The organism is Streptomyces sp. NPDC020780 (assembly GCF_044334475.1).
Taxonomy (GTDB): domain Bacteria; phylum Actinomycetota; class Actinomycetes; order Streptomycetales; family Streptomycetaceae; genus Streptomyces.
Genome location: NZ_JBIRTB010000006.1, coordinates 364244 through 376801 on the forward strand (window position 1 = coordinate 364244; position 12558 = coordinate 376801).

Genomic DNA, 12558 nt, shown 5'->3' on the forward strand with positions numbered 1-12558 from the left:
ACCCGGCGGGTGCGTGCCGGGCGTCGGCGGACAGGCGGGACGTCCCGGAACACGCCCTGCGGGAGAGACCGGTCCGGCCGGCGCCACCGACGCCGGCCGCGGGGCCGCCGGCCGGAAGCCGGAGCGCCGACCGGGTGGCCTTCGCACGCGGCGGCCCCGATGCTGGGCACATGGGCGAGACGACCTCCGACGGTGACATCCGCGTGGCCTCTGCACCCGGGCGCTGGGTGGTCCTGACCACCGTGCTCGGGTCGAGCATGGCCCTGCTCGACTCCACGGTCATCAACGTCGCCCTGCCCCGCATCGGCGCGGACCTCGGCACCGACCTCGCGGCCCTGCAGTGGACCGTCAACGCCTACATGCTCACGCTGGCCGGGCTCATCCTCCTCGGGGGCGCGCTCGGGGACCGGTTCGGCAGGCGCCGGGTCTTCGTCGTCGGGGTCGTCTGGTTCGCCGGGGCCTCGCTGCTCTGCGGGATCGCGCCCGGCGCGGGTGTGCTGGTCGCCGCACGGGCGCTGCAAGGGGTGGGCGGCGCGCTGCTCACCCCCGGCTCCCTGGCCATCATCCAGGCGAGCTTCCACCCCGACGACCGGGCCCGCGCGGTCGGGCTCTGGTCGGGCCTCGGCGGCGTCGGGGCGGCGATCGGGCCGTTCGTCGGTGGCTGGCTGGTGGACGGGCCCGGCTGGCGGTGGGTGTTCCTGCTGAACCTTCCGCTGGCCGCCGTCTGCGTGCCCGTCGCGCTGCGTCACGTGCCGGAGTCCCGGGAGCCCGGCGCCCACCAGAGCTTCGACGTGCTCGGGGCCGCGCTGGCCGCGCTCTCGCTCGCCCTGGTCACGTACGCGCTGATCGAGGTGCCCGAGCAGAGCGCGTCGCCCGTGGTCATCGGTGCGGCCGTCGCCGGAGTGGTGCTGGGCGCGCTGTTCGTGCAGGTGGAGAAGCGGCGGGCGGAGCCGATGGTGCCGCCGTCGGTCTTCGCCTCCCGGCGGTTCACCGCCGTCAACATCGTCACGTTCTGCGTGTACGCGGCATTCGGCGGGTTCTTCTTCCTGTCCGCGATCCAGCTCCAGGTCGTCGCCGGGTACTCGGCGCTCGGCGCGGGCATCGCGCTGCTGCCGACGACCGTGCTGATGCTGCTCTTCTCGGCGTCGGCCGGAGACTTCGGCCGGCGGATCGGGCCGCGCGTCCCGCTCACCGTGGGGCCGCTGCTGGCGGCCGCCGGCATGCTGCTGATGCTGCGGGTCGGCCCGGGGGCCTCGTACGGGCTGGACGTGCTGCCGGCCGTCCTGGTGCTGGGGCTCGGCATGGTCACCCTGGTCGCGCCGCTCACCGCGACGGTGCTGGCCGCCGTGGACACCGGGCGGGCCGGGCTCGCCAGCGGGATCAACAACGCCGCCGCGCGGGCCGCCGGCCTGCTCGCGGTGGCCGCGCTCCCGCTGCTGACGGGGATGGGCCCGGAGGCGTACCGGGACGCCGGGGAGTTCGCCTCGACGTTCCGGCGGGCGATGCCGATGTGCGCCGGGCTGCTGGTGGCGGGGTCGGTGATCGCCTGGTGGAGCCTGCGGACCGGACCGCGGGCCACGCGGGCCGCCCGGCCGGCGTGTGCGACGCACTGCGGGGTCACCGCCCCTCCCTTGGAGCCCGGCCCCGGGCCCAGGCACACTTGAGCCATGTCCATCCACGAGAACCTGCTCGGGGGCCCCGCCCCGACCCACCTGCCCGACGACCCGGAGCCGCGCGAGCTGCTCGCGGCCGGCACCGCACCCGCCGACGTCGCCGCGAAGTACCCCACGTCCTCGCTGGCCTGGGCTCAGCTCGCCGACGAGGCGTACGAGGGCGGCCGGGTCGTCGAGTCCTACGCCTACGCCCGCACGGGCTACCACCGCGGCCTGGACGCCCTGCGCCGGGCCGGCTGGAAGGGCCACGGCCCGGTGCCGTTCGAGCACGAGCCGAACCGGGGCTTCCTGCGGGCGCTGCACGCCCTGGCGCGCGCCGCGCAGTCGATCGGTGAGCAGGACGAGTACGAGCGCTGCTCGTCCTTCCTGCGCGACTCCTCGCAGACCGCCGCCGACATCCTGGGCTGATCCGCCCTTCTCCGGGCCCCGCGGGCCGTCGCCCGCGGGGCCCGGAGCATGCCGGGCAGCCCGGTCCGGTGCCGCCGGGACCGGCGATGGCCGCACCCGGAGGGACGTCGTCCGGTGCGGGCGACCGCACGGCGGACAGCGGCCTGGCAGGGAGCTGCCGGGCCGTCCGGCCGGCGCCGCGCGCACGCGTGCCGGGCGGCGCGACAGGGCGAAGCCTGCCTGAGGGGCACTAGGATGCCGGCAGGGGACCGGAGCTCCACTACCTCTCAGGAAGGGGCGGACCGCTACCCGGAAGCTCGTGTCGAGGAGACAGAAATGTCGACATTCCACCCCGACCCCGAAGCCACCGGTGCGGACTCCCCGCACCTGGACTTCGCGGGTACGACTCCGTACGAGGACTATGTCCAGGCGGATGTCCTGACCCACCTGCAGCACCTGCGCTCCGAGGATCCCGGAGAGATGGTCTTCCTGGTCACCACCCAGGTCATGGAGCTGTGGTTCACGGTCATCGTCCATGAGTGGGAGACGGCGGCGCACGCCCTGCGCGAGGACCGCGTCCAGGTGGCGCGCGACGCGCTGAAGCGCTCGCTGCGGGAGCTGGAGGCGCTGAACGCCTCCTGGAAGCCGCTGGCCGGCCTCACCCCCGCCCAGTTCAACTCCTACCGGGGCTCGCTCGGCGAGGGGTCCGGATTCCAGTCGGCGATGTACCGGCGGATGGAGTTCCTGCTGGGCGACAAGTCGGCGTCCATGCTCGTGCCGCACCGGGGCGCGCCCCGTGTCCACGCCGAGCTGGAGAAGGCGCTCCACGAGCCCGGCCTGTACGACGAGACGCTCGCGCTGCTCGCCCGGCGCGGTCACGCCGTCCCGCGGTCGGTGCTCACCCGCGACCTGTCGCAGAAGTACGAGCCGTCCCCCGAGGTCGAGGCCGTCTGGGCGGAGATCTACGCCGCCCCGGACCAGAACGACGAGCTCGTGCGGCTCGGTGAGGTGCTGACCGACGTCGCCGAACTGGTGTGGCGCTGGCGCAACGACCACCTGACCGCCACCCGGCGCGCGATGGGTTCCAAGACCGGCACCGGGGGCTCGGCCGGGGTCGCCTGGCTGGAGAAGCGGGCCACCAAGACCGTCTTCCCCGAGCTGTGGACGGCGCGCAGCCATGTCTGACCTGGCAGAGCGCGCACAGGCGCTCGACACCGCCGACGAACTCGCCGCGCACCGGGAGCTGTTCGCCCTCGACGACACCGTCTACCTCGACGGGAACTCGCTGGGCGCGCTGCCCCGCCACGTCCCCGCCCGCCTGCAGGACGTCATCACCCGGGAGTGGGGCGCGCTGCGCATCCGCTCCTGGGACGAGAGCGGCTGGTGGACGGCGCCGGAGCGGATCGGCGACCGCATCGCCCCGCTGGTCGGCGCGGCCCCCGGCCGGATCGTGGTGGGTGACTCCACGAGCGTCAACGTCTTCAAGGCCGTGGTGGCCGCGAGCCGGCTCGCGGGCGACGGACGCGACGAGATCCTCGTCGACGCGACGACGTTCCCCACGGACGGGTACATCGCCGGGTCGGCGGCGCGGATGACGGGGCACCGCCTCGTCCCGGTCGCCCCCGCCGACGTACCGGCCGCCGTCGGTCGGCGCACGGCGGCCGTCCTGCTCAACCACGTCGACTACCGCACGGGCAGGCTCCACGACCTGCCGGGGCTCACCGCCGCCGTGCACGGGGCGGGCGCCCTCGCCGTCTGGGACCTGTGCCACAGCGCGGGCGCCCTGCCGGTCGGGCTGGACGCGCACGGCGTGGACCTGGCTGTCGGATGCACGTACAAGTACCTCAACGGCGGCCCCGGTTCGCCCGCCTACCTGTACGTCGCCGAGCGCCATCAGACCGCCTTCGACTCCCCCCTGCCCGGGTGGACGTCGCACGCCGATCCGTTCGGCATGACCCCCGGGTACACGCCGGCGGACGGTTCCGTGCGGGGCCGGGTCGGCACCCCGGACATCCTCTCCATGCTGGCGCTGGAAGCGTCGCTGGACGTGTGGGACGGCGTCGGTGTGGAGGCGGTACGGGCCAAGTCCCTGGCGCTGACGGACTTCTTCCTGGAGTGCGTCGCCGCGTACGTCCCCGAGGGCCGGGTCGCCTCGGTCACCCCGGTCGCCCACGCGGAGCGGGGCAGCCAGGTGTCGCTGCGGTGTGAGGACCCGGCCGAGGCGGAGCCGGTGATGCGGGCGCTCGTCGGGCGCGGCGTGATCGGTGACCTGCGCCGCCCGGACATCCTGCGGTTCGGTTTCACCCCGCTGTACGTCGGCTTCGCGGACGCGGAGCGGGCGGCGCGGGTCCTCTCGGACGTGCTGGCGGCGTAGCGTCCGCGCCGGACGGGCCCGCTCTCCGGGCCCGTCCGGCTGCCGCCCGCCGTACTGATACCGTCCCCGCAGGTCAGTCCAGTTGGGCTTGTGCGTAGGACGGTTGGAGCAGCATGTCGGATTCTGCCGCGCGTGATCAGGAGGCCGCCGAGACCGAGTCGGCGCTCGGGCATCCGGCGGTCGCCCCCGACCGGTCGGCGGCCTACGGCGACCACCCCGACCAGGTGATCGACTTCTTCGCGCCGCGTGGCGGCCGGGACGCCGCGCCGCTCGTCGTCGTCCTGCACGGCGGAGCCTGGCGTGCCCCGTACGACCGGCTCCACGTCTCGCCGTTCGCCGGCTTCCTGGCCCGGCGCGGGTTCGCCGTGGCGAGCGTCGAGTACCGGCGCGGCGGCGAGGGCGGCCCGGGGCAGGGCGCGGACGCGCCCGTCGCCGGGCGCTGGCCCGATACCTTCGACGACGTGGCCGCGGCGATGGACGCCCTGCCCGAGCTGGCGGCCCGTGAACTGCCCCGGGCCGACATACGCAGGACCGTGGTCACCGGGCACTCGGCGGGCGGCCAGCTCGCCCTGTGGGCCGCCGCCCGGCACGTCCTGCCGGCCGGGTCGCCGTGGCGGCTGCCCGCGGCTCCCCCGCTGCGCGGGGTCGTCGCCCTGGCACCCATCGCCGACTTCGCGACAGCCGTGAAGCTGGACGTCTGCTCCGGCGCGGTGCACCAGCTCCTCGGCGGGCCGGACGAGGCCGCGGCGCGCGCCGCGCACACCGATCCGGCTCTGCTGCTGCCGACCGGGATAGCGACGGCCGTCGTGCAGGGCACCCGCGACCTCACCGTGCCCCAGGCGGTCGCGGAGGCGTTCGTGGACGCCGCGGCGAAGGCCGGCGAGATGGTCGGGCTGACGGTGCTCGACGGCGTCGGCCACTTCCCGCTGATCGACCCCTCCGCGGACGCCTGCGCGGTGGTGGCCGAGGAGATCGCCCAGCTGGCCTGGTAGTACTTGCGACGGACGGCCCGGGATCCCTATCACTGCTGACGACCGGGGCGGTGGGCTCCCCCTACCGTGTAAGCGTGACCGAGACGAAGACCAGAAGCCCGGAGTACCGGCTGGCCGCAGGGGCGATAGGCGACCTGCGGCAGGATCTCTTCCACGATGTGTTCGACTACCGTCCGATGGGCCCGCTGGGCACGGACGGACCGGTGATCCGCCGGCTGCCGAAGCCGCTCGGGAGGCGGGCCGTCTGGTTCCCGCACGCGGTGGTGGCCGCGGTCGCGCTGATCGCCCTGCTGGAAGGCGTCTTCACGGCGAACAGCTACTCCCCGTTCGGGATCGCGACCGTCCTCAGCGCCTTCCTGCCGGCCGGCACGCTGCTCCTGACACTGGTCCGGCCGGTCCTCGCGTTCTGGGTGTCGATCGTGTGCACCCCGCTGGTGGCCGTGGCGGGCAGCGGGGACTGGCCCTGGGAGCCGGCCGCGTTCGTCTGCCACCTGGGCGTGCTGATCGTCGTGGCGGCGAGGACCCGGCCGCGTACCGCCGCCTGGATGTGGGTGATCACCCTGCTCGTCGGGAGCTTCCTGGGCGAGTTCGGTCCGGGCTTCTCCAACACCGAGCCGATGGCCATGACCTCCGCCTTCGCCCTGCTCGTCGTCGCCATGCTCCAGGTCCGCCGCGAGGCGCAGCGCGAGGTGACCGTGCAGCGCACCGTCACCGCCGTCGAGCGGGACCGGCGCACGCTCCTCGAGGAGCGCACCACCATCGCCCGCGAGCTGCACGACGTCGTCGCCCACCACATGTCGGTCGTCGCGATCCAGGCCGAGGCCGCCCCGTACCGGGTGGAGAACCCGCCCCCCGAGCTGGAGCAGGCCTTCGTCACGATCCGGGAGAACGCCGTCGCCGCGCTCACCGAACTGCGTCGCGTCCTCGGTGTCGTACGGGCGGAGGACTACGAGGCGCCGGACGCCCCGCAGCCCACCCTCGCCGAGATCGACAGGCTGCTGGACAACGTCCGGGAGACCGGTCTGGAGACGGAGAAGACGGTGACGGGCGCGGTGCGCGAGCTTCCGCAGGGCGTCGAGCTGTCGGCGTACCGGATCGTCCAGGAGGCCCTCAGCAACACGCTCCGGCACGCGCCGGGCGCCACCGCCAAGGTGGAGATCGGCTATGTGCTCGGCGGGCTGGGGCTGCGGGTCGTCAACGGCCCAGCCCGGGGGCTGGTCAAGCCGTCGCCGGGAGCGGGCCACGGGATCACGGGGATGCGGGAGCGGGTCGCGATGCTGAACGGGGAGATGACGGCCGGGGCGACGGAGGACGGCGGGTACGAGGTCACCGTGTTCCTGCCCGTGCCGGCGGCCGAGGCCACCGCGGAGAAGGGGGGGACGGCGTGAACGACCCCATCCGCGTCCTCGTCGTCGACGACCAGATGATGGTCCGCGAGGGCTTCTCCGTCCTGCTCAACGCGATGCCCGGCATCGAGGTCGTCGGCGAGGCCGTCGACGGCCGGCAGGCCGTCTCGCAGGTCGCGGCGCTGCGCCCGGACGTGGTGCTCATGGACATCCGCATGCCGGAGCTCAACGGCATCGAGGCGACCCGCGAGATCGTCGCCGCGGACGCGGACGCCAAGGTGCTCGTCCTGACGACGTTCGACCTCGACGAGTACGTCTACCAGGCGCTGCGGGCGGGAGCCTCCGGCTTCCTCCTGAAGGACGCCTCCGCGCGGCAGCTGGCCGACGGCGTACGGGTCGTGGCTTCCGGCGAGGCGCTGCTCGCGCCGACCGTGACCCGCCGCCTCATCACGGAGTTCTCCAAGCTCGCCGGGGCGCCCCGGCCACCCGCCATGGCCCGGATCGGCGACCTCACCGAGCGGGAGACCGAGGTCCTCGTCCTGATCGCCCAGGGGCTTTCGAACCTGGAGATCGCCTCGCACCTGGTGGTCGCCGAGTCGACGATCAAGACGCATGTCAGCCGCGTCCTGGTGAAGCTGGGCCTGCGTGACCGTACGCAGGCCGCCGTCTTCGCGTACGAGGCGAGGCTGGTCACCCCCGGATAGCGTCGCGGCACGCGGGGGCCGGTCTCCGGGCCGGCCGGGCCCGGAGTGTGCCGCCGACGCGGAGCGACCCCCTACGGGCCCCCGGTCGTCGGCCGCCCTGCCGTGGAACCGCCGCGTCCCGCTGCGGGACCGCCTTCGGCGGACCCGCCCCCTTGCGCCCCGGGCCTTCGGCCCGGGGCGCCCTCAGCCTTCGGGTGGGTCCGCCGGGAGTATCAGCCCCCAGGCCCCCGCCCGCACCGTCCAGGTGCGCGTGCGGACCGGGCCCGCGGCCTGTATGTCCGCGCGGTAGCGGAAATCCGGGCCGGAGACCGTGACGGCCTTGGCCTCCGCCGTGACGGTCTCACCGGAGGCCGTGTGGATCACCACGTCCACCAGGCCGCCGTCGCCCCGGGTGGTCACCGACACCCCGTCGACCGGCCGGTCCAGGTCGTTCAGCAGGGCGCCGTCCGCCTCCACCCGGAGCCGGTGGGCCCGGGGCGCCGCGGACGCGGAGGCGGGGGCCGGGCGCACCAGGGCGGCCACCAGCGTGCGGCAGGTGTCCCAGACCGTGGAGGGCGTCGGCCCGCCCGCGGCCGGGTCGGTGGCCGGGATGCGCAGATCGCCCAGGACCACCCCGTCGCTGTCGTCGACCAGGAGGTCCAGGCGGCGCGCGACGCCGTCGAGCGCCGTGCGCGCCGCCGCGACCGCGCCCCTGGGCACGCCGAGCGCGTGGGCGAGTTCCAGGGTCTGCGCCGTGCCGACCGGGACCAGCGAGAGCGTGCTGTCCGCGAGCTCCCGCTCCCGGTGCAGCTGGGTCACCGCACGCAGCAGGGCATGGTCGTCGCCGACGACCACCGGCCGTCTCCCGCCCCTCCTCGACAGGGCCCGGGCGAACTCCTCCGGGCCGTCGGGCAGGCAGATCTTGGCGTGGGAACCGGCACTCAGCACGTCCTTCGCGATGCGTACGGACTCGCCGTCGAAGCGCCTGGCGAGGGGGTCGATGAGTACGAGTAGCTGGTGGTCGCCGTCGCCGGGGGGCTCTGCAGCCGACACCTCGGTCCTTCCTCGGGTAGCATCTTGGTGCAAGAGCCCCTTGCGCTATTGCGCCAGGGGCTTCGTCTATTCCGGGGCACCCGGTTCGACGGCTCAGGCTGTGCCGTACATCGTCGTGCGGCAGGTACGACCTTTACGTACGCCCCCTGGCCTTGGACATGCCCCGCCCGGAAGGGGTGTACGCCTGTGCCCGCACTTGTGCTGCTCGGTGCTCAGTGGGGTGACGAGGGCAAGGGGAAGGCCACCGACCTCCTCGGTGGATCCGTCGACTATGTGGTGCGTTACCAGGGCGGCAACAATGCCGGCCACACGGTGGTCGTTGGCGACCAGAAGTACGCACTGCATCTCCTCCCCTCCGGAATCCTGTCACCGGGATGTACCCCGGTCATCGGTAACGGTGTCGTGGTCGACCCGGCGGTCCTGCTCTCCGAGCTGAGCGGTCTGAACGAGCGAGGCGTCGACACGTCCAAGCTCCTGATCAGCGGCAACGCTCATTTGATCACTCCGTACAACGTCACCGTCGACAAGGTGACGGAACGCTTCCTCGGGAAGCGCAAGATCGGTACGACCGGGCGCGGCATCGGCCCGACGTACGCCGACAAGATCAACCGTGTCGGCATCCGCGTCCAGGACCTCTACGACGAGTCGATCCTCACGCAGAAGGTCGAGGCGGCGCTGGAGCAGAAGAACCAGCTCCTGGCCAAGGTCTTCAACCGGCGCGCGATCGAGTCGGGGAAGATCGTCGAGGAGATGCTCCAGTACGCGGAGCAGATCAGGCCGTACGTCGCCGACACGACGCTGATCCTGAACGACGCCATCGACGAGGGGAAGGTCGTCCTCTTCGAGGGTGGCCAGGGGACCCTGCTGGACGTCGACCACGGCACGTACCCCTTCGTCACCTCGTCGAACCCGACCGCGGGCGGCGCCTGCACCGGGTCCGGAGTCGGCCCGACGAAGATCAGCCGGGTCATCGGCATCCTCAAGGCCTACACCACGCGTGTCGGTGCCGGCCCCTTCCCGACCGAACTTCTCGACGAGGACGGTGAGGCGCTGCGCCGCATCGGGGGCGAGCGCGGTGTCACCACCGGCCGTGACCGCCGCTGCGGCTGGTTCGACGCCCCGATCGCGCGGTACGCGACCCGGGTCAACGGCCTCACGGACTTCTTCCTCACGAAGCTGGACGTGCTGACCGGCTGGGAGCAGATCCCGGTGTGCGTCGCGTACGAGATCGACGGCAAGCGCGTCGAGGAACTCCCGTACAGCCAGACCGACTTCCACCACGCGAAGCCGATCTACGAGATGCTGCCGGGCTGGTCCGAGGACATCACGAAGGCCAAGACCTTCGGCGACCTGCCGAAGAACGCGCAGGCGTACGTGAAGGCGCTGGAGGAGATGTCCGGCGCCCCGATCTCCGCGATCGGTGTCGGCCCCGGCCGTACCGAGACGATCGAGATCAACTCCTTCCTGTAGGTCCCGGCACGGACCGCGGGAGCCGCAGGAGCGAGTGAGGGCCGAGGGCCCCGGCGGACGCCGGACGAAGCGTCCGCCGGGGCCCTCGCCTGTGCGGGCCCGGTCAGTCCGCGCGCCGGAAGGTGGCCGGCGCCTTGTCCTCCTCGGATCCCACCCCGGAGAGGGACAGCCCGTCGGCGCCCTTCATCTGCACCGTGCGCGTGCCGCCGGCCTCGCACTTGTCCTCGGGCTCGGCGGCCGTCACCTCCTGCGGGCCGAGCCTGAGCTCCTTGCTGTTCGCGTAGACGAGGATGCTCCGCTTCTCGCAGTGGTAGGCGGGTCCGTCGGTGGTGTAGTCGGCGACGGCCTCGCCGTAGGCCCCCTGGCGCAGCACCAGCGTGGCGCGGTCGGGGGACGGGGTGCCTCCCGTCCCGAGGTACTCCCAGGTCCCGAGGAACTCCGCCGGGATGGGCGCGGTGTTCTCGGCGCTCCTGGTGAGGACCGCGCTCTCGCCGTCGTCGTCGGTCCAGATGAGTGTGCCGTCACCGGCGGCCCGGACCGTCTGCCGTCCCCCGTCGGAGCACGCGTTCTCGGGGATGCTGCTGAGCGCCCGGGACTCCAGCACCATCAGGTTGTCGAAGGAGACCAGTTCGGCGGCGCCGTTGCACAGCGCGTCGTCGAACGAGTTGAACGTCGTGGCCACGTCGGCTCCCACCCCGCCCTGGGTGAGGGTGATGCGGCGGAAGGAGACGGGCTGCTGCTCGTCGTTCTTTCCCGTCCCTTCCCAGGTGCCCAGGTACTCCTTGCCGATGATGCCCTCCACGGCGGCGGAGACCGCCGGGTCGGGGGACGGGTCCGGGGACGGCGTGCCGTCGGTGGAGGTGCCCGCCGCCGGCTCGACGCCCTTCCCCGCGGAGGGGGAGGTCTGCGCCCCCGTGCGCTTGTCGTCGGTTCCGTCCGATCCCGCGGTCACGGTCGCGTACGTGATCCCGCCCGCGAGCAGGGCGATGACGGCGACGGCCGCGCCGGCGAGGAGGGCGGTGCGCCGGCGCCGGGGGCCGGGGGGCTGTGGGCCGGTGCCGTGCGGGCCTGGATCGGCGGCGAGCAGGGGTGCGCCGAAGACGCCCAGGGGTGCAGGTGCGGCGGGCGCCCCCGCTGCCGCGGCCGGCGGGTTCACGGCCGGGGTCGCCTCGGGAGCCGTGAGCGGGCGCGCGGTGGGCGGCGGGGGTGTGGGCGCCGCGGCCGGCAGCGGCGCGGGAGCGGCGGAGCGCAGGGGCGCGGGCGGAACGGAGGGAGGCGGGGTGGGGGGCGACGCGGGGAGCGGCGGCGTGGCACCGGCCGGCGGAGGTGTCGCGCCGGGAGGCGGGCCGGCGGGAGGGGCCGGGACCCGGTGTCCGGGGCCGTCCGAGTCCAGCAGCTCCGCGGCCTTGCGGCCCAGCTCGGCGATGAGTGCGGACGGCAGCCACGGCTCGGTGTCCTCGGCCACCTCCCGCGTACGGGCGACGACCTCCGCCGGAGTGGGACGGTCGGCCGGGGCCTTCGCCAGGCAGGCCCGCACCAGCTCGGTGAGCCCCCCCGGGAAGGCCCGTCAGGTCCGGCTCCTCCTGGGCGATGCGGAACATGACCGCGTGCATGCTGCTCTCCGAGGAGCCGAACGGATGCCGGCGGGTTCCGGCGAACGCCAGCACCGATCCCAGGGAGAACACGTCGCTGACGGGTTCGAGCGTCTCGCCGCGCACCTGTTCGGGCGACATGTAGCCCGGTGATCCGATCACCGCGCCGGTACGCGTCAGTTTGCCGTCGGCGGTCACCGCGTCCAGGGCCTGGCGATGCCGAAGTCGATGACGCGCGGCCCGTCGATGGTCACCAGGACGTTGGCGGGCTTGAGGTCACGGTGGATCAGGCCCGCGGTGTGGACCGCGGTGAGCGCCTGGGCGAGCCGGTGGGCGAGGATGCGCACCGAGCGTTCCGGCAGCGGTTCCGTCCGTCGGGCGAGGACCGCGTGCAGGGACGGCCCGGGAACGTACGCCGTCGCCACCCACGGGGCGGGGGCGTCCGTGTCCGCGTCGAGCACCGCCGCGGTCCACAGCCCGCCGACCCGGCGGGCCGCCGCGATCTCCTGCGCGAAGCGCCTGCGGAACTCCGGCTCGGTGGCGAGTTCGGAGCGTACGAGCTTCACGGCGACGGTCCGCCCGCCCGCGGAACGTGCCAGGTACACCTCGCCCATGCCGCCCGCGCCGAGGCGGGCGAGCAGGCGGTACGGGCCGATGTGTGACGGGTCGTCATGTGTCAGCTGATCCACGCCCGGATCCTCGCACAGGGGCCGCCGCCGGAGTGCCCGGACAGCCCGCTGTGGTGCAGTTCCGTTACCGTGCCGCGGTGTTGCCGTCGCCTGCGGCCCAAGCCCCCCGCCCCACCGCTCGGGGGCCGCGGTCCTCGCCGCAGACCCGCAGACCCGCAGACCTGCAGACCCGCAGACCCGCAGACCCGCAGACCCGCAGGCCCTGCGGCGTCGGGCACGGCAGGTGGCCGTGGACGGCGAGTACGCCCTGGCCGTAGTCGTCCAGGTAGTTCAGGAAGCTGGACGCCAGGGAGCCGGCG

Annotated in this window: 11 protein-coding genes; 8 read left to right on the top strand and 3 right to left on the bottom strand. The window is 73.8% G+C overall.

Annotation, left to right across the window (positions count from 1 at the left end; all coding sequences use genetic code 11):
- The first annotated feature begins 170 nt into the window (after positions 1–170).
- The 7 genes from ACH4VO_RS14455 (at position 171) to ACH4VO_RS14485 (ending at position 7476) form a co-directional block, all read left to right on the top strand.
- Complete coding sequence (locus ACH4VO_RS14455; RefSeq protein WP_360995999.1) at positions 171–1664, top strand: MFS transporter; 1494 nt, start codon at positions 171–173, stop codon at positions 1662–1664.
- A 3-nt stretch (positions 1665–1667) separates the two neighbouring features.
- The gene (locus tag ACH4VO_RS14460; RefSeq protein ID WP_360996002.1) at positions 1668–2081 is read left to right on the top strand and encodes a DUF3151 domain-containing protein; all 414 of its coding nucleotides are present in this window, start codon (positions 1668–1670) and stop codon (positions 2079–2081) included.
- Between the two features lie 315 nt (positions 2082–2396).
- Positions 2397–3245 carry a tryptophan 2,3-dioxygenase family protein gene (locus ACH4VO_RS14465; RefSeq protein WP_360996005.1) on the top strand — a complete coding sequence of 283 codons (849 nt, stop codon included), beginning with the start codon at positions 2397–2399 and terminating at the stop codon, positions 3243–3245.
- Positions 3238–4434: a kynureninase gene (gene kynU / locus ACH4VO_RS14470; protein ID WP_360996008.1), complete on the top strand. Its 1197-nt coding sequence runs from the start codon at positions 3238–3240 to the stop codon at positions 4432–4434. Before ACH4VO_RS14465 ends, kynU begins: the two co-directional genes overlap by 8 nt.
- A gap of 113 nt (positions 4435–4547) precedes the next feature.
- Positions 4548–5426, top strand: a complete 879-nt coding sequence (locus ACH4VO_RS14475) for an alpha/beta hydrolase (protein WP_360996012.1) — start codon at positions 4548–4550, stop codon at positions 5424–5426.
- A gap of 74 nt (positions 5427–5500) precedes the next feature.
- The gene (locus ACH4VO_RS14480) at positions 5501–6814 is read left to right on the top strand and encodes a histidine kinase (RefSeq protein WP_360996015.1); all 1314 of its coding nucleotides are present in this window, start codon (positions 5501–5503) and stop codon (positions 6812–6814) included.
- Positions 6811–7476 carry a response regulator transcription factor gene (locus ACH4VO_RS14485; RefSeq protein ID WP_360996018.1) on the top strand — a complete coding sequence of 222 codons (666 nt, stop codon included), beginning with the start codon at positions 6811–6813 and terminating at the stop codon, positions 7474–7476. Before ACH4VO_RS14480 ends, ACH4VO_RS14485 begins: the two co-directional genes overlap by 4 nt.
- 183 nt (positions 7477–7659) lie before the next feature.
- Here the strand turns inward: ACH4VO_RS14485 and ACH4VO_RS14490 are convergent, their stop codons facing one another.
- Entirely contained in the window at positions 7660–8508 is an 849-nt protein-coding gene (locus ACH4VO_RS14490) for a diacylglycerol kinase (RefSeq protein WP_360996020.1), read from the bottom strand.
- A 186-nt stretch (positions 8509–8694) separates the two neighbouring features.
- On the opposite strand from ACH4VO_RS14490, the gene ACH4VO_RS14495 reads away from it, so the two are divergent.
- The gene (locus ACH4VO_RS14495; protein WP_360996023.1) at positions 8695–9978 is read left to right on the top strand and encodes an adenylosuccinate synthase; all 1284 of its coding nucleotides are present in this window, start codon (positions 8695–8697) and stop codon (positions 9976–9978) included.
- Between the two features lie 103 nt (positions 9979–10081).
- Here the strand turns inward: ACH4VO_RS14495 and ACH4VO_RS14500 are convergent, their stop codons facing one another.
- Positions 10082–11515, bottom strand: a complete 1434-nt coding sequence (locus tag ACH4VO_RS14500) for a hypothetical protein (RefSeq protein WP_398440943.1) — start codon at positions 11513–11515, stop codon at positions 10082–10084.
- A gap of 249 nt (positions 11516–11764) precedes the next feature.
- Positions 11765–12259 carry a serine/threonine-protein kinase gene (locus tag ACH4VO_RS14505; protein ID WP_398440944.1) on the bottom strand — a complete coding sequence of 165 codons (495 nt, stop codon included), beginning with the start codon at positions 12257–12259 and terminating at the stop codon, positions 11765–11767.
- Positions 12260–12558 lie beyond the last annotated feature (299 nt).

Coding starts and splice junctions, on each gene's coding strand:
- kynU (WP_360996008.1), top strand. CDS start 3,238: ATGTCTGACCTGGCAGAGCGCGCACAGGCGCTCGACACCGCCGACGAA.
- ACH4VO_RS14465 (WP_360996005.1), top strand. CDS start 2,397: ATGTCGACATTCCACCCCGACCCCGAAGCCACCGGTGCGGACTCCCCG.
- ACH4VO_RS14455 (WP_360995999.1), top strand. CDS start 171: ATGGGCGAGACGACCTCCGACGGTGACATCCGCGTGGCCTCTGCACCC.
- ACH4VO_RS14460 (WP_360996002.1), top strand. CDS start 1,668: ATGTCCATCCACGAGAACCTGCTCGGGGGCCCCGCCCCGACCCACCTG.
- ACH4VO_RS14475 (WP_360996012.1), top strand. CDS start 4,548: ATGTCGGATTCTGCCGCGCGTGATCAGGAGGCCGCCGAGACCGAGTCG.